20 protein-coding genes and 1 riboswitch are annotated in these 19,608 nt (G+C 47.6%); of the genes, 19 read left to right on the forward strand and 1 reads right to left on the reverse strand.

Annotation, left to right across the window (positions count from 1 at the left end):
* Positions 1–150: 150 nt before the first annotated feature.
* From ald to RQP52_RS02300, 13 genes are all read left to right on the forward strand, one after another.
* On the forward strand, positions 151–1,281 hold the full coding sequence (gene ald / locus RQP52_RS02240; protein WP_315949175.1) for an alanine dehydrogenase: 1,131 nt from the start codon (positions 151–153) through the stop codon (positions 1,279–1,281).
* A gap of 59 nt (positions 1,282–1,340) precedes the next feature.
* The gene (locus RQP52_RS02245) at positions 1,341–1,580 is read left to right on the forward strand and encodes a DUF4227 family protein (protein WP_315949176.1); all 240 of its coding nucleotides are present in this window, start codon (positions 1,341–1,343) and stop codon (positions 1,578–1,580) included.
* A 76-nt stretch (positions 1,581–1,656) separates the two neighbouring features.
* Entirely contained in the window at positions 1,657–2,553 is an 897-nt protein-coding gene (gene xerD / locus RQP52_RS02250; protein WP_315950361.1) for a site-specific tyrosine recombinase XerD, read from the forward strand.
* 109 nt (positions 2,554–2,662) lie between these two features.
* Entirely contained in the window at positions 2,663–3,835 is a 1,173-nt protein-coding gene (gene deoB, locus RQP52_RS02255) for a phosphopentomutase (RefSeq protein WP_315949177.1), read from the forward strand.
* Between the two features lie 39 nt (positions 3,836–3,874).
* Positions 3,875–4,702 carry a purine-nucleoside phosphorylase gene (locus RQP52_RS02260; protein ID WP_315949179.1) on the forward strand — a complete coding sequence of 276 codons (828 nt, stop codon included), beginning with the start codon at positions 3,875–3,877 and terminating at the stop codon, positions 4,700–4,702.
* 38 nt (positions 4,703–4,740) lie between these two features.
* Positions 4,741–5,595 carry a purine-nucleoside phosphorylase gene (locus tag RQP52_RS02265; protein ID WP_315949180.1) on the forward strand — a complete coding sequence of 285 codons (855 nt, stop codon included), beginning with the start codon at positions 4,741–4,743 and terminating at the stop codon, positions 5,593–5,595.
* A gap of 278 nt (positions 5,596–5,873) precedes the next feature.
* Positions 5,874–6,257: a hypothetical protein gene (locus tag RQP52_RS02270; protein WP_315949181.1), complete on the forward strand. Its 384-nt coding sequence runs from the start codon at positions 5,874–5,876 to the stop codon at positions 6,255–6,257.
* Between the two features lie 71 nt (positions 6,258–6,328).
* Entirely contained in the window at positions 6,329–7,630 is a 1,302-nt protein-coding gene (locus RQP52_RS02275) for a pyrimidine-nucleoside phosphorylase (RefSeq protein WP_315949182.1), read from the forward strand.
* A 184-nt stretch (positions 7,631–7,814) separates the two neighbouring features.
* The gene (locus RQP52_RS02280) at positions 7,815–8,993 is read left to right on the forward strand and encodes a D-alanyl-D-alanine carboxypeptidase family protein (RefSeq protein ID WP_145655375.1); all 1,179 of its coding nucleotides are present in this window, start codon (positions 7,815–7,817) and stop codon (positions 8,991–8,993) included.
* 167 nt (positions 8,994–9,160) lie between these two features.
* Positions 9,161–9,514 carry an anti-sigma F factor antagonist gene (gene spoIIAA / locus RQP52_RS02285; protein ID WP_127458238.1) on the forward strand — a complete coding sequence of 118 codons (354 nt, stop codon included), beginning with the start codon at positions 9,161–9,163 and terminating at the stop codon, positions 9,512–9,514.
* Positions 9,511–9,957, forward strand: a complete 447-nt coding sequence (gene spoIIAB, locus RQP52_RS02290; RefSeq protein ID WP_127458239.1) for an anti-sigma F factor — start codon at positions 9,511–9,513, stop codon at positions 9,955–9,957. Before spoIIAA ends, spoIIAB begins: the two co-directional genes overlap by 4 nt.
* Positions 9,958–9,968: 11 nt before the next feature.
* Complete coding sequence (gene sigF / locus RQP52_RS02295; protein ID WP_029192952.1) at positions 9,969–10,724, forward strand: RNA polymerase sporulation sigma factor SigF; 756 nt, start codon at positions 9,969–9,971, stop codon at positions 10,722–10,724.
* A gap of 167 nt (positions 10,725–10,891) precedes the next feature.
* Entirely contained in the window at positions 10,892–12,322 is a 1,431-nt protein-coding gene (locus tag RQP52_RS02300) for a SulP family inorganic anion transporter (RefSeq protein ID WP_315949185.1), read from the forward strand.
* 97 nt (positions 12,323–12,419) lie between these two features.
* Here the strand turns inward: RQP52_RS02300 and RQP52_RS02305 are convergent, their stop codons facing one another.
* On the reverse strand, positions 12,420–12,629 hold the full coding sequence (locus RQP52_RS02305) for a DUF378 domain-containing protein (RefSeq protein WP_315949186.1): 210 nt from the start codon (positions 12,627–12,629) through the stop codon (positions 12,420–12,422).
* Between the two features lie 177 nt (positions 12,630–12,806).
* Here RQP52_RS02305 and RQP52_RS02310 point away from each other — a divergent pair, with 177 nt between their 5' ends.
* The 6 genes from RQP52_RS02310 (at position 12,807) to ribD (ending at position 19,605) form a co-directional block, all read left to right on the forward strand.
* Positions 12,807–13,442, forward strand: a complete 636-nt coding sequence (locus tag RQP52_RS02310; RefSeq protein ID WP_315949188.1) for a stage V sporulation protein AA — start codon at positions 12,807–12,809, stop codon at positions 13,440–13,442.
* Entirely contained in the window at positions 13,439–13,858 is a 420-nt protein-coding gene (locus RQP52_RS02315; RefSeq protein WP_315949189.1) for a stage V sporulation protein AB, read from the forward strand. The genes RQP52_RS02310 and RQP52_RS02315 overlap by 4 nt, the downstream gene beginning before the upstream one ends.
* A 22-nt stretch (positions 13,859–13,880) precedes the next feature.
* Positions 13,881–15,500 (forward strand): spore germination protein, encoded by a 1,620-nt coding sequence (locus RQP52_RS02320; RefSeq protein WP_315949191.1) that lies wholly within the window; start codon positions 13,881–13,883, stop codon positions 15,498–15,500.
* A 165-nt stretch (positions 15,501–15,665) separates the two neighbouring features.
* Entirely contained in the window at positions 15,666–16,997 is a 1,332-nt protein-coding gene (gene lysA / locus RQP52_RS02325) for a diaminopimelate decarboxylase (protein ID WP_315949192.1), read from the forward strand.
* 180 nt (positions 16,998–17,177) lie between these two features.
* A complete protein-coding gene (locus tag RQP52_RS02330) occupies positions 17,178–17,609 on the forward strand; it encodes a peptidylprolyl isomerase (RefSeq protein ID WP_167053691.1) in 432 nt (143 codons plus the stop codon).
* Between the two features lie 470 nt (positions 17,610–18,079).
* Positions 18,080–18,261, forward strand: a riboswitch (FMN riboswitch).
* A 234-nt stretch (positions 18,262–18,495) separates the two neighbouring features.
* Positions 18,496–19,605, forward strand: a complete 1,110-nt coding sequence (gene ribD, locus RQP52_RS02335) for a bifunctional diaminohydroxyphosphoribosylaminopyrimidine deaminase/5-amino-6-(5-phosphoribosylamino)uracil reductase RibD (RefSeq protein WP_315949195.1) — start codon at positions 18,496–18,498, stop codon at positions 19,603–19,605.
* Positions 19,606–19,608 lie beyond the last annotated feature (3 nt).

Here is a 19,608-nt window from a genome sequence, read left to right on the forward strand (position 1 = left end):
AAAATGCCTGTAAGCACATGGAGTGCGTACAGGCATTTTTGCTTATTTCTCATATACTGGATATTAGAAAATAGAATCTCCTTCCACATAATTGGACTGGAAGCATGGGTACATTATGACTAACGTTCATGAGAAAGAAGGTAGACGCGAATGACGGAGCAATCATTTGTAATCGGCGTCCCAAAGGAAATAAAAAATAATGAAAATCGCGTCGCATTGACTCCAGGCGGAGCAACGACGCTTATTATGGCTGGACATAAAGTGCTCGTTGAAGCCGGTGCCGGAGCGGGCAGCGGGTTTAGCGACGAGGATTATGCCAAGGAAGGCGCCGTTCTTGTTGCGGAGGCCGCTGAGGTATGGGCGCGCAGCGATATGATTATGAAAGTGAAAGAACCGCTCCCTGCGGAATATGGCTATTTTCGGGAGGGGCAGCTGCTTTTCACTTATTTGCATTTGGCTGCTGCGGGGGATTTGGCAGACCACCTGCTGAACAAGAAGGTGACAGGTGTTGCTTATGAAACCATTCAGCTCCCCAATGGATCGCTTCCTCTGTTAACGCCGATGAGCGAAGTTGCCGGTCGTATGTCCGTCCAAATCGGCGCTCATTTTCTGGAGAAGTTTTATGGCGGGCGCGGCATTCTATTGGGCGGTGTACCAGGCGTACCACCTGCGAATGTAGTGATCCTAGGCGGAGGAATTGTTGGAACCAATGCAGCCAAGATGGCGCTTGGTTTAGGAGCTAATGTTGCCATTATCGAACGGAGCGCGGATCGGATGCGTGCCTTGGACGATATTTTCGGTGGCAGGCTGAATACCTTGATGTCGAATCCGTTTAATATAGCAAGTGCCGTTGCCAAAGCAGATCTTTTGATCGGGGCGGTTCTTATTCCAGGAGCGAGAGCGCCAAGGCTAGTGACGGAAGCGATGGTCAAAACGATGAAGCCTGGCGCTGTCATTGTGGATGTCGCCGTGGATCAAGGCGGTTCGATCGAAACGATCGACCGGGTGACCACGCACAGCAGCCCTACCTATGAGACACACGGTGTCGTGCATTATGCGGTAGCGAATATGCCCGGCGCAGTCCCTCGGACTTCGACGCTTGCTTTGACGAACGTAACATTGCCGTACGCTTTGGAGCTTGCCAATAAAGGATTAACAGAGGCGATCACAGCTAATTACGCCCTGCAATTGGGGGTTAACACGTATAAAGGCAGCATTACCCATCCAGCCGTTGCAGAAGCGCTGGGGATGCCTTATGTGAAGTTGTCCGATCTGTCATAAACAGGGCCTGAGCCTCATATCCTGTCCTAAAGAAAGGGACAGAAATGGGGACCTGGCCTATGATTTTTTCCTATCGAAAATTACTTGTTCGCTTGCGCTTTATGCTGCTTTTCATGACATTAACGGTTGTTCTGTATCAAGTGATGTTAGTACTCTCCAGCTGGATAGAGCCTGTGAACCGCTACCGCGCGCCAGCGGGCAATTCCGTCAAGGTGTTTGGACAGCATGAGCATGCATCGTTTCCAGAGTCAGACAAAATGAGTGACAGGCTGCGTTTATTTTATTGGTATGGTGAATAAAAGAGGAGTTCGCAGGTCCATCGTTGAATGCTAACTGTTAGAAATATGGCAGGTAACGAAGGAGCTACATAACATGATGATGGTTGATTTGCAATCCTTCATCCGATTTTTGTCTGTAGAACGCGGACTATCCAAGAATACACTGGAATCTTACGAAAGAGACTTGCAGCAGTTTGTTGACTATTTGCAACGGCAGGGGATTACAGCTTGGAAAGAAACAAGCAAAACCAACATTGCGGGTTTCTTATCCCAATTGAAATTGCTAGGCAGAGCTACAGCCACCTTGTCTCGGAATCTTGTTTCGATCCGTGCTTTCTATCAGTATTTGCTGAGAGAGCGTTTGGTGGACGCAGATCCATCCCTTTTCATTGAAGCGCCTAAGCTGGAAAAGAAGCTGCCCAAGGTACTTTCTGTTGAAGAGGTTGGCAAATTGCTGGATGCGCCTCATCTTGAGCTTGTGAGCGGCGTGCGCGATAAAGCGATGCTTGAACTGCTGTATGCAACGGGAATTCGCGTCTCTGAACTTATCTCGATGAACGTTGATGACGTTCATCTGCAACTTGGCTTCATTCGCTGTATGGGAAAAGGGAACAAAGAGCGTAATATCCCGCTTAGTTCAATCGCTATTCGCTGCTTGACCGCCTATATACATAAAGATCGCAAGAAATTGTTGAAGAAGTCGGCGGACGAAGAGGCTTTATTTATTGGACACTTAGGGACCCGGATGACGAGACAGGGCTTTTGGAAAATTTTGAAAAGATACGCAAATGAGATGAAGATTGAGAGTGAAATCACACCTCATGCCTTGCGGCATTCTTTCGCTGCCCACTTGATCGAAAATGGTGCAGATTTAAGATCCGTCCAAGAAATGCTCGGACATTCCGATATTTCGTCCACACAGCTCTATGTGCAAGTCACAAAGCTCAAAATGAAAGATGTTTATAACCGCGCTCATCCGAGAGCGAATATGTAAAAGATGACAGCGGCGATTTCCTTCAGGAAAAGCTGCTGTTTTGCATTCATAGAAAGGAAATGCGATAATCAAGGGTGGATAACATTGTGAACAATTTGGAGGGACAAGTGTGCGCTTTGAACGAATAGGTTTAATCGTATTGGATAGCGTAGGCATCGGCGAATTACCGGATGCCAAAGAGTTTGGCGACACAGGCAGCCACACGCTTGGACATATCGCGGAGAGAGTGAGTGGATTCTCGCTTCCTAATTTGCAGCGTATGGGTCTAGGCAGTATCGCTGAGATAAAAGGCATCCCGGCAACTGACGCGCCAGAAGCTTATTATGGCAAAATGGCCGAGGTATCGGTTGGAAAAGACACGATGACGGGGCACTGGGAATTGATGGGGCTTCGTATTTCTACACCGTTTAACGTATATCCGGATGGATTCCCGGAAGCATTGATTTCCCAGTTTGAGCAGGAGACAGGGCGCAAGGTCATCGGTAATAAACCGGCTTCAGGGACAGAAATTTTAGATGAGCTTGGCGAAGAACAGATGAAAACAGGAGCTTGGATCGTCTACACGTCGGCAGATAGTGTATTTCAATTGGCTGCTCACGAAGATGTGATTCCACTTGAAGAGCTGTACCGTGCATGTGAAATTGCCAGACGTCTAACGCAAGGCGAATTTGCAGTAGGCCGCGTCATTGCGAGACCTTATGTTGGCGAGCCTGGAGCTTTCAAACGTACGCCGAATCGGCATGATTATGCGGTCAAGCCGCCGGAGCCGACCGTGATGAATCACTTAAAGGACGCAGGATATGATGTCATTGCCATTGGAAAAATCAATGATATTTTTGACGGCGAGGGCGTCACGAAAGCAACGTCCACAAAAAGCAATTTAGACGGCATACAGAAGACGATCGAAGTACTTGGCGAGCCGTTCAAAGGGTTGGCTTTTACAAACCTCGTTGATTTTGACTCGTTATACGGTCATCGTCGCGACCCCGAAGGTTATGGCCGAGCACTGGAGGAATTCGACAGCTTCGTACCGCAGCTCAAAGCGCAGCTAGGGCCGAAAGATCTGCTGATCCTTACAGCGGACCACGGCAATGATCCCGTGCATGCGGGAACAGATCATACACGCGAATATGTGCCTATCTTGCTATACAGCCCGAGCTTTGAGGCTCCTGTTTCTCTGGGAATCCGTGGAACATTTGCTGATCTTGGGGCTACCATTGCCGACAATTTCGGTGTAAAGCCTACAGATCAAGGCGAGAGTTTCCTGCATCTTCTCAAATAAAGCGACTGCCGAACTGAAAAAGCCAAGGAGGAATATAACATGTCAGAAACATCCATGATTCAAAAGATTCAAGAGGCAGCCGCCTTTATTTCGAAGGAAACAAAGATTAAACCGCAAATCGGACTTATATTAGGTTCAGGACTCGGCGTGCTTGCTGACTTAATCGAGCAGCCGATCGTCGTTGACTACTCGCGAATCCCGCACTTTCCGGTATCCACCGTCGAAGGTCATGCGGGGGAGCTGGTCGTTGGTACAATTAAAGGTAAGCAAGTGCTGGTCATGAAGGGCCGTTTCCATGCTTACGAAGGTTATGGCGCAGAAACCGTTTCTTTCCCTGTTCGTGTTATGAAAGAGCTGGGTGTGGAAACGTTGATCGTCACGAATGCAGCTGGTGGCATTAACGAGTCTTACCAAGTCGGCGATTTGATGGTTATCAGCGATCACTTGAATTTGACGTACCGCAATCCTTTGATCGGACCAAATGATTCTGCGCTAGGCGTTCGTTTTCCGGATATGTCGGAAGCGTACAGCAAACGTCTGCGTAAATTGGCGCATGACGTGGCGGCATCGCAAGATTTTAAACTGCAGGAAGGTGTTTATGTTGGACTTCTCGGACCTAACTATGAAACTCCGGCAGAGATCCGTATGTTCCGTACACTGGGCGGTGACTCCGTAGGTATGTCTACAGTACCTGAAGTGATCGTAGCCCGTCATGCAGGCATTGAGGTGCTTGGTTTCTCCTGCATTTCCAATATGGCTTCCGGCATTTTGGACCAACCGCTTTCCCACGCAGAAGTGATGGAAACGACGGAGAAAGTTAAACCTAAGTTTTTGAAATTAGTACTGGGCATTATTGAGGCTATTTAATTACAAATTGAGGTTATTTATCAGATAAGGAGATCAAAATGGCATTGACGTACATAGAGAAAATTAATGAAGCAGCAGTGTTTATTAAGGGAAAATTAGGGGATGTCGCACCTGTTATCGGGCTAGTTTTAGGCTCAGGGCTTGGCGATATGGCGAATCAGGTAGAAAATCCGATTGCGATTGATTACAGCGAAGTGCCGCATTTTCCGGTTTCAACGGTTGAAGGGCATGAAGGCCGTTTTGTCGCAGGAACGCTTGAAGGCAAGCAAGTCATCGTGATGCAGGGGCGTTTTCATTATTACGAAGGTTATGATATGAAAAAGGTTGTTTTCCCTGTGTATGTCATGAAAGCAATCGGCGTTCATTCTGTTGTCATGACGAATGCGGCGGGCGGTATGAATCGCGGTTTCAAAGCCGGTGACCTCATGGTGATTAGCGATCATCTCAACATGACGGGTGACAATCCGTTAATCGGACCTAACCACAGCGAGCTGGGTGTTCGCTTCCCGGATATGTCCGAAGCGTACAGCCGCGAGTATCGCGAGCTTGCGCATAAGCTGGCCCAAACAGTTGTGGGAGAGGATGGCGTGCCTCTGAAGCTTCAGGAAGGCGTGTATGCAGGGATAACAGGACCTACTTACTGCACACCGGCTGAACTGACGATGCTGGCTCGCATCGGCGGCGATGCGATCGGCATGTCCACCGTAGGTGAAGTCATCGCGGCTCGTCATGCGGGACTTAAGGTGCTTGGCATCTCGTGTATTACAGATATGGCGGTGGGCGAGGAGCTTGAACCTCTAACGCATGAACAGGTTGTCGCGGTAGCCAATCGGACGAAACCGAAGTTCATCGCTTTGGTCAAAGCTTTTGTGCGTGACGTGCAATTGGGATAAAAGAGTTGAAAAGTAACAAACCCTACAGGTTGTAGCGATAAAGAAGCAAACAACATGGTCCGGCAGCTTCCAAATTCGGGAGAGACTGCACGGTGTGTAATTTGCATTCGTGTGGGAAATAGTAAAGTTAATATCCCCCGATAAGGGGGATGTTTTTACGAGGATTCATTCACAATTCCGTCACAAAATATTCAAAGATTTGCCACTAAACCTGTATGGGATTGTCTCGCGATGTTAGGTAGAATAGATGAAGTGAACACATTATGAGGGGGATATGCATGCAAAAGTGGATTTTCTTTGTGTTATTTATACTTGCGGGCGCACTGGGGCTGGGAGTCCTTTTTCAAGATATCTCTGAACGCCAAGAGGCGAAAGCAGCAGAGGAAGCCGGCAGCAAAATTCAACAGCTTAAAATTGCAGCATCGAACTGGCAATTTGACTCGACCGACTACACGATCAAAAGTGGCGAGCCTACGAAAGTTTCCTTGTCTTTGAAAGAAGGCGTACACGCAATCGAAATTAAAGGGTTGGATGTCAAGCTGGATAAAGAAAACCCTTCAAAAGAAATTACGTTTGACAAGCCGGGAACTTATGAAATTGATTGCGTACTGCCATGTGGCGAAGGTCACGCTAAAATGAAAGCTAAATTAGTTGTACAATAAAGAGAATAATAGTACAAAGGGGGGCTCAAGCAGCTCCCTTTTTTCGATTTATTATTGAAGGAGGAACTCGCATGAGAATGGTTGATTTAATACATAAGAAAAGGTCCGGTGAGGTTTTAACCGAACAAGAAATCACGTTTATCGTACAGGGTTACACAAAAGGTGATATCCCGGACTATCAAATGTCAGCGTTGTTGATGGCGATTTTCTTTAATGGCATGATCAGTGAGGAAATATCCGCACTAACGATGGCCATGGCTGGATCGGGGGAAATGATTGATCTGTCGGAGATTGCCGGGATTAAAGTGGATAAGCACTCGACGGGCGGAGTAGGGGACAAAATCAGTCTGATTGTCGGCCCGATCGTTGCTTCTCTCGGCGTACCGGTCGCCAAAATGTCAGGCAGGGGTCTTGGTCATACCGGCGGAACCGTGGATAAGCTGGAATCAATTCCGGGCTTCCAGATTGAATTATCGAAAGAGGATTTTATTACAGCAGTTAATACCAATAAAATTGCGATTGTTGGCCAGAGCGGCAACTTGGCTCCTGCTGATAAAAAGATGTACGCACTGAGAGATGTAACCGCGACAGTAGACTCTATTCCGTTAATTGCCAGTTCCATCATGAGCAAGAAAATTGCCTCAGGCGCTGACGCGATTGTCCTTGATGTGAAAATCGGTTCGGGGGCTTTCATGAAAACCGTCGATGATGCAAGAGTGCTTGCCCGCACAATGGTCGATATCGGCGTGAAATTGAATCGCAATACGATTGCGATGATCACCGATATGGAGCAGCCGCTTGGCCGCGAAATCGGCAATGCGAACGAAATTCGCGAATCCATCGAAGTGCTTCGCGGCACAGGCGACAAAGAGCTAACCGAAGTCGCGATTTCCGTAGCGGCATATATGTCGCTGCTAGGCAAAGTGTTTGAGAGCTTTGAAGAGGCGCAGGAGGCTGTTCGCGACATTGTCATGAACGGGAAGGCGCTCGAGACGTTCAAGCGGTTTGTAGCGAGCCAAGGAGGCGATCCGAGGGTGGTGGATCAACCGGAGCTGCTGCCGACAGCGAGCTATCGTTTTGAAGTGCCAGCCGAGCAAGATGGCTATGTGAATCAAATCGATGCCGAGCATATCGGAATCGCGGCCATGCTGCTTGGCGCAGGACGCGCCAAGAAAGAGGATCAGATCGACTACGCTGTAGGTCTGACTTTGAATAAGAAGATTGGTGACGTTGTCCAGGCAGGGGAATCGATCTGCACCATTCATGCCAATCGAGAAGATGTACAGGAAGTCACGGCGATGATTCAAGGGGCTTATCGTATTGCACCTAGTCAACCGGCTCCTGTTCAATTGATTTATGATGTGATTGTTTAGAACAGGCACAGGCTCACGCTTATGCAAAAGGCTATCTCTCAGGTTTTTAGACCTTTGAGATAGCTTTTTTATTTTCCTTCCTTTGGAATATTTTGAGGGAAAATCGTCAAGACTGATTAGCAGTCATTCAAGCTGCAAGCGTCTGGTTTTCACTTCATAATCTCACAGGAGGGGTACAAAGGCTATGCGAAAAAAAGGGCTAATAAGTTTAATCTGTTTACAGTTATGTGTGATGCTGATCTTACCGGTTGCTTTTGCGGAAGAGAAAAAAGCGCCTACGGTCGATTTAACGCCGAACGCGCAATCCGCGGTATTGATGGATGCAGACACGGGCACAGTCATTGCGGAGAAAAACAAAGACACCAAACTTCCGCCAGCTAGTATTACGAAAATCATGACGATGCTTCTCATCATGGAAGCTATTGACAAAGGCAATATTAAAATGGATGAGAAAGTCCGGGTCAGTGAATACGCAGCTTCTATGGGAGGTTCACAAATCTTCTTGGAGCCAGGCGAAGAAATGACGGTTCAAGAAATGCTGAAGGGCATTGCGATGGCTTCCGGCAACGATGCCTCGGTGGCGATGGCCGAGAAAATCGCAGGATCCGAAGAAAATTTTGTGCAAATGATGAACGAACGCGCGCAGCAGCTTGGCATGAAAAATACCCATTTTTCAAACTGCAACGGGCTGCCAGTCGCCAATCACTATACAACAGCCAATGATATTGCTGTCATGTCCAGAGAACTGCTTAAGCATGAAGGGATAACGAAATTTACCGGAGCTTACCAGGATTATCTGCGGAAAGAATCACCAAACCCGTTCTGGTTGGTAAATACGAACAAGCTTGTACGTTTCTATAGCGGCGCAGACGGCCTCAAAACCGGCTACACCAGCGAAGCGAAATTTTGTTTATCCGCAACGGCCAAACGGGATAATTTGCGTGTCGTGGCTGTCGTGCTCGGAGAACCGAACACCAAAACGCGAAATGCGGAGGTCACGAAGCTGTTTGATTACGCTTTTGCCCAATATACCAACTATCCTTTATTCAAATCAGGCGATAGCCTGGGGAATTTTACTGTAAACAAAGGGCAGGTTTCGACAGTGCCGTTAGTTGCGAAGCAAAATTACAGTATTTTAATGAAAAAGGGCACGGCAACAGATAACATTCGACATGAGCTGCAGTTGGAGCCAAACTTGCGAGCGCCAATTACGATGGGGCAACCGATTGGTAAAATTGTCGTATACAGCGGGGATAATGTGCTGACCGAATACCCTCTTGAGTCACCTGTAGCCGTGGATAAAGCGTCTTGGTGGAAGCTGTTCAAGCGGACGACCTCGCACATGTTCCATACAGATAATTGATGAGATTTCGCGAATAATCAGGCTTTTCTTCTAGTTTTAGCGCTTTTCTTCTAGTTTTGTCGGGGTGGCAGGAGTTCCCAACTCAGTTGTAGAAACTTAAGTTTCAAGACTTATATAGAGATCTTTGAGTGTAGCTCAAAGTCTCTCAGCTGAGGGGAGTGAACAGGTTGAGCCTGCAAATTGAATTCGAGCAAGGCCGAAGAGCGCTGATTGTTAGATTGAAAGGCGAGCTGGACCACCATACTGCCGATGTCGTCAAAGCCAGGATGGAGGAAGCGATTGCCAAAGAGCATACGCATCACTTGATCCTGAGTTTGAAAGATCTTACGTTCATGGACAGTTCAGGTCTAGGCGTCATTCTCGGTCGCTATAAGCAAATCACGAGTAAAGGCGGCAAGATGGTCGTATGTGATGTTTCGCCAGCTGTCTATCGCTTGTTCGAGCTCTCCGGAATGTTCAAGATCGTATCAATTCAGGATAACGAACGTAATGCAATGTCCAGTTTGGAGGTTGCACTATGAGTGAGCACAATTTTATGACGCTGCAGTTTGCCAGCCGTTCCGAGAATGAGGCCTTTGCACGTGTCGCTGTTGCTGCTTTCGTTTCACAATTGGATCCAACCTTGAATGAACTAACCGACATCAAAACGGTGGTTTCAGAAGCTGTGACGAATTCGATTATTCATGGGTATAACAATAAACCGGATGGTGTCATTACCATTACAACGAAAATTGAGGATGACGTAGTCCGAATTACGATTGAGGATCAGGGCTCAGGCATAGATGATTTGGAACAAGCGAAACAGCCACTTTACACATCCAAGCCAGAACTCGAACGTTCCGGTATGGGATTCACGATTATGGAAAATTTCATGGACGAAGTGGAAGTTGTGACGGCCGTCGGAATCGGAACCAAAATAAACATGTTGAAGCGAATTGAATCTAAAAAAGCTTTATACAATTAGGGGTTTGATCTATGGATGTCGATCTGAAGCATGCTTCTCACAGTTATTTAGACGATTCGGAAGTCAAACGGTTAATCGCCCTCAGCCAATCCGGAGATGGACTCGCCAGAGAAACACTCGTCAGCTGCAATATCCGCTTGGTCTGGTCTGTGGTTCAACGCTTTTTGAACCGGGGATACGAAGCCGAAGATTTGTTCCAGATCGGTTGCATCGGACTGCTGAAGTCCGTTGATAAATTCGATCTGTCCTATGATGTGAAGTTTTCAACCTATGCGGTGCCGATGATTATCGGCGAAATTCAGCGCTTCCTTCGGGATGACGGAACACTCAAGGTTAGCCGTTCGCTCAAAGAACTGGCTAATAAGATTCGCAAGACGAAGGACGAGTTATCGAAAAGGCTTGGCAGGCTTCCTACGATTAAAGAGGTGGCAGAAGAGCTTATGATCACGGCGGAGGAAGTTGTTTTCGCGCAAGAAGCGAATAAGCCGCTTTCATCGATTCATGAGACCGTTTTTGAAAACGACGGTGATCCCATTACGTTAATGGATCAAATCTCCGACGAAAGCGGAGAGAAGTGGTTCGAGAAGCTTGCGCTTAACGAAGCTATAGGGACGCTCTCCGAGCGGGAGCGGCTCATTGTCTACCTCCGCTATTTCAGGGATCAAACACAGTCGGAGGTCGCTAGCAGACTGGGTATATCCCAAGTGCAAGTATCGCGATTGGAAAAGAAGATTTTACAATCAATCAAAGATCAGATTGCGCAATAACGGTGTTAACCATGAAATAACCGTTCTCCATCAGGAGGACGGTTATTTTTTGTGCGTAGAGACATTTGCAAGATTTATGTATAATAAGTACTGCCAATATCGGTACGGATTTTTCTGAAAGCGAGAAATTATCATCAATGCTTGTATCAGTCGAGGAGTGAATCTAGTTGTACGGGAAATGGAAGGATTCGTGGTTATTTAATGTACGAAAGGATGTTTTATCAGGGATAACAGTGGCTTTGGCATTAATCCCAGAAGCGATTGCTTTTTCCATTTTAGCTGGGGTAGACCCGATGGTTGGCTTGTACGCTTCATTTATCATTGCGATAGTGATCTCATTCACCGGTGGCCGGATGGGGATGATTTCCGCAGCAACAGGCGCGATGGCCTCTCTAATGGGGCCTTTGGTAGCGAAGTATGGCATTGAATATCTATTCGCCGCCAGCATTTTAACGGGGATCATTCAATACCTCATGGGTGTGTTTAAGTTCGGTAAATTTATCACCTTCATTCCGCATTCTGTTGTTATCGGGTTTGTAAATGCCCTTGCCATTATTATTTTCATGGCTCAGCTCCCTAGTTTTGCAGGTGCCAATTGGCAGATGTACGCTATTGTCGCAGGTACCTTGGTCATCGTGTACGGACTGCCGCGGATTACCAAAGCCGTCCCTTCTGCGTTAGTCGCGATTATTGTGATGACCATCATTTCGATCAATTTGCATCTGGATGTGCGCACAGTAGGAGATATGGGGGAAATCACGCAGACACTGCCGTTTTTCCATATACCTGATTTCCATCTGTCACTGCAAGCGATCGGGGTGATTCTACCGATTTCCTTGGCTTTGGCGGTGGTTGGTATTACAGAATCCTTGATGACGGCTACGATCGTGGACGAAATGACGGAGACAAAAAGCGATAAAAACAAAGAAGTTCGTGGGCAAGGGATCGCCAATGTGTTTTCCGGTTTTTTTGGCGGAATGGCAGGTTGTGCGATGATCGGTCAAACGGTGATTAATGTGAAATCAGGAGGAAGGTCCCGTCTATCCACCTTTGTATCCGGCGTGTTTTTGCTATTTTTGATCATGGTGCTTGGTAATGTCGTGAAACAAATTCCGATGGGGGCATTGGTCGGGGTCATGTTCATGGTCTCCATAGGCACTTTCGATTGGAAATCCCTGAGAACCATAGCCAAAATTCCAAGAAGCGACGCGTTAGTCATGGTGATCACTGTCGCCATCGTTGTTGCAACGTCCAACTTAGCCATTGGGGTCTTGTCCGGGGTTACGTTAAGTGCTCTCATTTTTGGTTGGAGATCGGCAAAGATTAAAGCCTTTACCTCAATAGACGCTAATGGAGCCAAAATATATCGTGTTTCCGGCCAGTTATTTTTTGGCACAATGACTTACTTTATTGATTTATTCGATTATCGAAACGACCCTGAGACAATTACGATTGATTTTAGCAGCTCTCACGTCTGGGATCACTCCGCTGTTACGGCTATCGCTAAAACCATTGCAAAGTATGAGCAGCTGGGCAAAACGGTGATTTGCATTGGATTGAATGAGGAAAGTAAGCTTTTGGTGAAACAAGCAAGCTAAATATGTTGTAATCGCTACTTTTATAGAAATGAAAAAGAGCCGCTTTTTACCCGTTGATCCACTGGGTATGGCGGCTTTCTTTTATTCACTTATACGCCTATCGTGCAGAATGTCTGTTGTCGGAATAGAATCTTACGCAGTAAATTCCGCATAAGCCGACGATGGTATAGATGATGCGACTTAAAACCGAAGATTCCCGATGTGAATCCCCACCAAATATAGCTGAAACTAAATCCCATTCGAAGAGCCCAACTAAAAGCCAATTCAGCGCACCAATAATCACTAGTGTTAACGCTACTTTTGCCATGTTATCACCTTCTTTGTATGGAATAAGTTATCGTTATTCATTTCTTACTATGCCAATACGGGGAGGGCTTTATTCCTGGAGAATTTACCATTGAAGCGGGTGATTATGGGTAGGAAACATTTTGCATACTACTCCTATACATGGATGATACCCGTAAGTATTGAAGGGAGTGAGACCATGGCTAAGACTGGAGCTCCATACCTGTATATCCGGCTCAGGCGTAAAGCGAGTGTTCGCAAAGGAAGTGTCGTAAAGTTGCGGCATATCGCGCAAATTATTGTGGAACCTGACTATGAAACAGCCTTGAACGAGCTGATTATTCATAAGCCGCAGCAGGAGGATGGCAACCGCGTCCTGATTGATATGATGCTGATTGTGCGAAAAGTGAAAGAGCGGCACCCGGAGCTGCAAATTGAGCATTTTGGGGAACCTCATGTGCTCCTTGAGATTTTTTCTGATAATAAAAAAGCAAGCCCAGTACTCATCGGATTGGTATGGCTGCTGCTGTTCATCGGTTCAGGGCTAGCCATCATGAATTTCCATGCCGATGTCTCCATGCTGGAGGTTCACCAGAGGATCTACGAGCTGATGACGGGTAAAAAGGTAGAGCATCCGCTCATTCTGCAAATTCCGTATTCCCTCGGCATAGGTGTCGGGATGGTGATCTTCTTCAACCATTTGTTTAAAAAGAAATTTAATGAGGAACCAAGTCCGCTAGAAGTCGAAATGTTCATGTATCAGGAGAATATAAACCATTATGTGATCACCGAAGAGTATATGAAAATTCATGAGGAAGGGGAGTCGAAGGGATGACTCTCCTTGGAGAAGTCCTTCTGATTGCTTTTATCGGTTTAGCGGGAGGAATTGCCGTGGGCAGCGGCATGGTGGCCTTCCTTGTCGTTCTGGACATTATTCCGAGGTTGGCGCAGATCACACGAACATTCTCAAAAATACGTGCCTATGAAGCTGCGGTTGTGTTAGGTTCCCTTTTGTTTACTTGGGTGGATTTTAGCGATATGAAGGTGCAGCTATTTCCAATAAGCGCTTCGCTCGTGGGACTATTTGCCGGCTGTTTTGTAGGGATGTTAGCAGCTGCGCTTACTGAAATTATTAATGTGCTGCCGATTCTTGCCAAGAGAGTGGGTATGGGTTCCTATATGATTTTGCTGCTGATGGCGATGATATTCGGCAAAGTGTTTGGATCCTTGTTTGAGTGGTTGTTTTATTAAGGAATGAAGGAGGCGCACGGACATGAAAGTGATCGTCAAAACAGGGAATGACCATGAACATGAACACGATAATGTGAACGAATCAAAAGAAAATTTAGATAAACTGGCGATTGATGAGGAAGGGAATTTATCCGAGTATAATCCAATCACGAATATGACGCCTGAAGAAAAAGAGTTGAAAATTCAGGAGGACATTCCGGATAACTTAGAGGATGTAAAACGAGTTCTGGAGGAGCGCGTTGGCCTCAATCGCAGCTTTGATCTTGTGCTTAGGGAAATGGTTTTCGGGTCCAAAAGAGTAGGGATCTTCTACTGTAACGGGTTCGTCAAGGATACAGTTTTATCCGATATTCTGACACGCCTTTCCTATGCCGGTGAAAAAAGTGTTAACCACCACACGGTCGAATCTTTCATGGATTATCTAATCCCTCATAATCAAGTCAAGTCCTACAAAAAAATGTCCGAAATCGTAGGGCAGGTGCTCATGGGTGGAACCGCACTCTTCATTGAAGGAGAAACGGCAGCCATCGCCATCGACGTTAAGAGCTATCCCGTTCGATCCATCGGCGAGCCGGATTTGGAGCGGGTTGTCAGAGGCTCAAGGGATGGTTTTGTCGAAACCTTATTATTGAACGTAACACTCGTTAGACGAAGAGTGCGCGATGAGCGGTTGAAACTGGAGATTATGCAAATTGGCAAACGAACGAAAACGGATGTCTGCATCGGTTATATCAACGATATTGCGAATGCGGATTTGGTCGATGCGATTAAAGAGAAAATTAGCGAAGTGAAGTTGGATGGTCTCCCCCTTGGCGAAAAGCAGCTGGAGGAAGCTATCGTTAATAAAGGCTGGAACCCGTATCCGATGGTGCGTTACTCAGAGCGCCCCGATGTTGTGTCCGCGCATTTGATGGAAGGACATGTGTGTTTGTTTGTAGATACGTCCCCAAGCGTTATGATATTGCCAACGACCTTCTTTCATCATGTGCAGCATGCAGAAGAATATAGACAAACGCCATTTATCGGCACTTATTTAAGGTGGGTGCGGTTCGCCGGTATTATGTCTTCCATTTTCCTGCTTCCGCTTTGGTTTATGATGGTGATGGATCCTTCTTTAAAACCTGCCGGACTTGAGTTTCTTGGGCCGCAGAAAGAGGGGACACTGCCGCTGCTAGTTCAATTCCTAATCGCCGATATTGGGATCGATCTGATGCGGATGGCCGCGGTGCATACCCCGTCTCCGCTCGCCACCGCCATGGGCTTGGTAGCAGCCATTCTGGTGGGGGATATAGCCGTTAAGACAGGTTTATTCATTAATGAAGTGATCCTGTATCTGGCTCTTGCCTCCATTGGGATGTTTGCTACACCAAGCTATGAACTAGGGCTTGCTAACCGGATCATACGGCTAGGACTGCTCATTGCCGTGGCTATCTTCCATGTCCCGGGTTTTGTTGTTGGATCGACGTTGTGGCTGCTCTGGCTGGCTACAAGAAAGTCCTACAATGCCCCTTACATGTGGCCGCTCATTCCTTTCAATGCGAAAAGCTTCTTTGCGATTCTTCTTCGCCGTCCTGTACTGGCAGCCAAAACGCGGCTAAGCCTTACAAAACCGATTGACGGCACACGTCAACCCAAATCGTAATAAACTAAAAGGACAAGAGCATTCATCTTGTCCTTTTTACGATTTAGGGTAGCAAGGATATTGTCAAATGCGCTTTTCCTATGTTAATTTAAATAGTAATGCGCATTCGGCCGTTTGAGCGAAATATGAGCAGCAGCAGGTTCAGGGTGAGGGGGAAATGAAGCTATGTATTTGCATGGTACAAGTAAAATTAACGGTCAAGGTCACCTTGAAATCGGTGGTGTCGACGCAACGAAGCTGGTTGCTGAATATGGGACACCTTTATATGTGTTTGATGAAGCTCTTGTGCGTGAACGTTGCCGCGAGTTTGTAGATGCTTTCAAAGCGTCCGGTCTCAAATTCCAAGTGGCTTATGCGAGCAAAGCTTTCTGTGTGATGGCGATGTGCCGCATTGTTGAAGAAGAAGGCATGTCCCTCGATGTTGTATCGGACGGCGAGCTGTATACGGCTCTTCAAGCCGGGTTCCCGGCAGAGCGGATTCATTTCCACGGCAACAACAAAACAATTGACGAGATCGAGATGGCGATTGATGCGAAAATCGGCTGTTTCGTTGTAGATAATTTTATCGAGCTTCAAATGCTGAACGCCATTGCCGGTGAGAAACGTCAAAAAGTGAAGATTTTACTGCGCATCACACCTGGTGTTGAGGCACATACACATGAATATATTTCCACAGGCCAAACGGATTCCAAGTTCGGTTTCGATCTAGGCAACGGTTCCGCATTCCGCGCGGTGGAAGAGGCTTCCAAGCTGAGCCATTTGGAACTGCTCGGTATTCATTCTCATATCGGTTCGCAAATTTTTGAAGTGGAAGGCTTCCGCATGGCTGCCGAGAAAATGGCCAGCTTTGCCGTTCAAGTTCGTCAAGAAATTGACGTAACGTTCAAAGTCATTAACCTTGGCGGAGGCTTCGGTATCCGTTATGTGAACGAAGATACTCCGCTTCCTGTGTCCGTCTATGTGAAAGCTATTACGGATGCGATTAAAGACAATTTCGGACGCAACGAATATCCGCTTCCCGAAATCTGGGTGGAGCCGGGCCGCAGCATCGTTGGAGATGCAGGAACAACTTTGTACACCGTTGGAACGGCGAAAGATATTCCTGGCGTTCGTAAATATGTATCTGTCGATGGCGGAATGACGGATAACCCGCGCCCAGCCTTGTATGAGGCCGTGTATGAAGCTATGCTGGCGAACCGCGCAACCGAAGAGCCAACCGAGCTCGTATCGATTGCAGGCAAATGCTGTGAGAGCGGAGATATGCTGATCTGGGACGTGAACCTCCCGAAAGTGAACTCGGGCGATGTGCTTGCCGTCTCTTGCACAGGCGCATATAACTATGCGATGGCAAGTAATTACAATCGGATTCGCCGTCCAGGCGTAGTTTTTGTGAGCGAGGGGCAAAGCGATCTCGTCGTGAAGCGCGAGACGTTCGACAATATTGTCGGGAACGATCTAATTCCAGCAAGAATGAAACAAGTGAGCAAAACGGTTTAACATAGCATACAGCTGGATTTCCAGGCTGAGTAAGGGCTATCCCTCAGTTCTTCAGGACTTGAGGGATAGTTTTTTTTGCTTGCGGGAACTAGCTTTCTATACTCAACTGAAAAGGCAAATTTGTGAAATGCATCTTTTCATAGTAGAATAAGATATTATTGTCTAAAGGAGTGGACCACAATGGCCAAACAAGCAAAAATTAAACTAGCAGGCGGTGGCGAAGTTCTAATCGATCTTTTCGAAAAAGACGCGCCTAATACCGTTGCCAATTTTGAAAAATTAGCAAACTCCGGTTTCTACAACGGACTTGTTTTTCATCGCGTAATCCCAGGATTCGTGGCACAAGGCGGTTGTCCATCCGGCACAGGAACTGGTGGCCCAGGCTACCAAATCAACTGTGAAATCAACCCGAACAAACATGAGCGCGGCTCCTTGGCTATGGCTCATGCAGGCAGAAACACAGGTGGAAGCCAATTCTACATCGCTTACCAACCACAGCCTCACCTTGATGGACAACATACTGTATTCGGTAAAGTGTCCAAAGGTATGGAACTAGTTGATGCTTTCAAAGGCAGAGACTTGATGGAAAAAGTAGAAGTTGTAGAAGTTTAATACGAAAACATCGAAGAGCCTGCTGACAATCGTCAGCAGGTTTTTTTATTAGAGGGAGCTGCAGTATGGTGCTTCAACGGGAGCTGCGGGACGTAAGCTAACGGACAGAGATGACCATATTTCACAGAAATAAGGCTCTATGAAAATTTAACGGACACGAGAGCCGCTATTTACGATCATTGCGATAAAAATGGCCGTGAATTGACCCGATAACGACTCTGGAGTCCGTTAGAGCTGAGAAATGCTGATTTAACGGGAATAGCGGCTGTGAGGTCCGTTAAATGAAGGCAGAACTTGCGCACGCGATGCCAGTATTTTCCATTCAGAAGGGAGGGAACATTAGGTTAACATAGGCGGAATCGGGTTGAGGCGGCGCAAAAAGAGTCGGTTTTTGTAGGGCGAGGTAAAATAGACCTTGCTTTTTCGATGAGTGAGTGATAAATTTTTCATAAGTTACTTTTCATATGTGTGCAAACCTTCGGGGCGTGGTGAAATTCCACACCGGCGGTGATTTGATAGCAGGCTGGTTTGGCTGCTTTCGATTAGTCCGTGACCCGTTTTGAAGCTAGCGGTACCTGACATACAGCTTCGCTACGGCTGACCCGGTGAGAATCCGGGACCGACAGTATAGTCTGGATGGGAGAAGGAATACGCGAACATTAGATTCGCTATGCATACTTGTACATTTTTTCACGAGAACAAAAATTCGGCAGGTCTATGCTTTGGCATGGATACGTCGTGCTTGTTTGATTTGATCAAAAATGCAGCAAGTGTGGATGGATGAAGCTTCTTCGTGTTACCTAAACAATCTCTGGCCCCTATCCGATATGCGGAGGGGTCTTTTTGCATTCTATTTCAAAATAGCTTGGAAAGGCAGTGAACACACATGCATGTCTTGAATGATGAAGCTTATATGAGGCTCGCTCTGCAAATGGCTGAGAGTGCTCTTGGCCAAACAGGGATTAATCCGGTTGTTGGATGCGTTCTGGTAAAAGACGGGCGTATCGTGGGGATGGGAGCGCATCTGAAGCGCGGACATGGCCATGCTGAGGTTCTTGCTTTGCAGATGGCTGGCGAGGAAGCCAAGGGCAGCACGGCGTATGTCACACTTGAACCGTGCAGCCACTTCGGCAAAACGCCGCCTTGCAGCGACCGTCTCATTGAGGCCGGTGTTGCGCGCGTTGTCGTTGCGGGTACCGACCCGAACCCGCAGGTTGCGGGCACGGGAATCGCCAAACTGCGTGCCCATGGCATAGACGTGTCCGTCGGGCTGCTGGGAGAGGAAGCCTCGGCCATGAATGAGGCTTTCAATAAATACATCGTCACGCGTATGCCTTTCGTGACGATGAAAACAGCGAGCACGCTCGACGGCCGCATTGCCTCGAAAACAGGCGACAGCAAATGGATTACGTCGCCTGCATCGCGCGCATTCGTGCATACCCTGCGCCATCGGCATCAGGGGATCATGGTCGGCGTCGACACCGTCATCGCCGACGACCCGCGCTTAAGCGCGCGCGGCGACGTACCGGCTGTACAGCCGGTACGGATTGTCGCGGACTCGCGCTTGCGAGTCCCGCTGGGCGCCCAGGTGCTCACCGAGCAGGATCGTCAGCCGACGATCCTGCTCGCCACCGCACAGGCGCCCGCAGAGCGGCGTGCCGCGCTGGAAGCGCGCGGCATCACGGTCCTCACCTGCGGAGACGGCCCGCAGGTGGATCTGACGCTCGCCATGAAGCAGCTCGGCGAGCGAGAGATCGGCTCCATCCTCCTCGAGGGTGGAGGTAAGCTTAGCGGCGCCATGCTGGAGCGGCGCCTGCTGGATAAGCTGGTGCTGATGTTTGCGCCGAAAATTATCGGCGGCGGGCAAGCAGCACCTATGAACATCAGCTTCGAAGGCTTCGCGAAGATGGATGACGCAATTACGCTCGACCGGTTAAAGGTTGAGCAGTTCGGACCGGATGTATGCCTAACCGGGTATCCGGTTTTTAAGAGCTAACGA

This window comes from Paenibacillus violae, assembly GCF_032461945.1.
Taxonomy (GTDB): domain Bacteria; phylum Bacillota; class Bacilli; order Paenibacillales; family NBRC-103111; genus Paenibacillus_E; species Paenibacillus_E violae.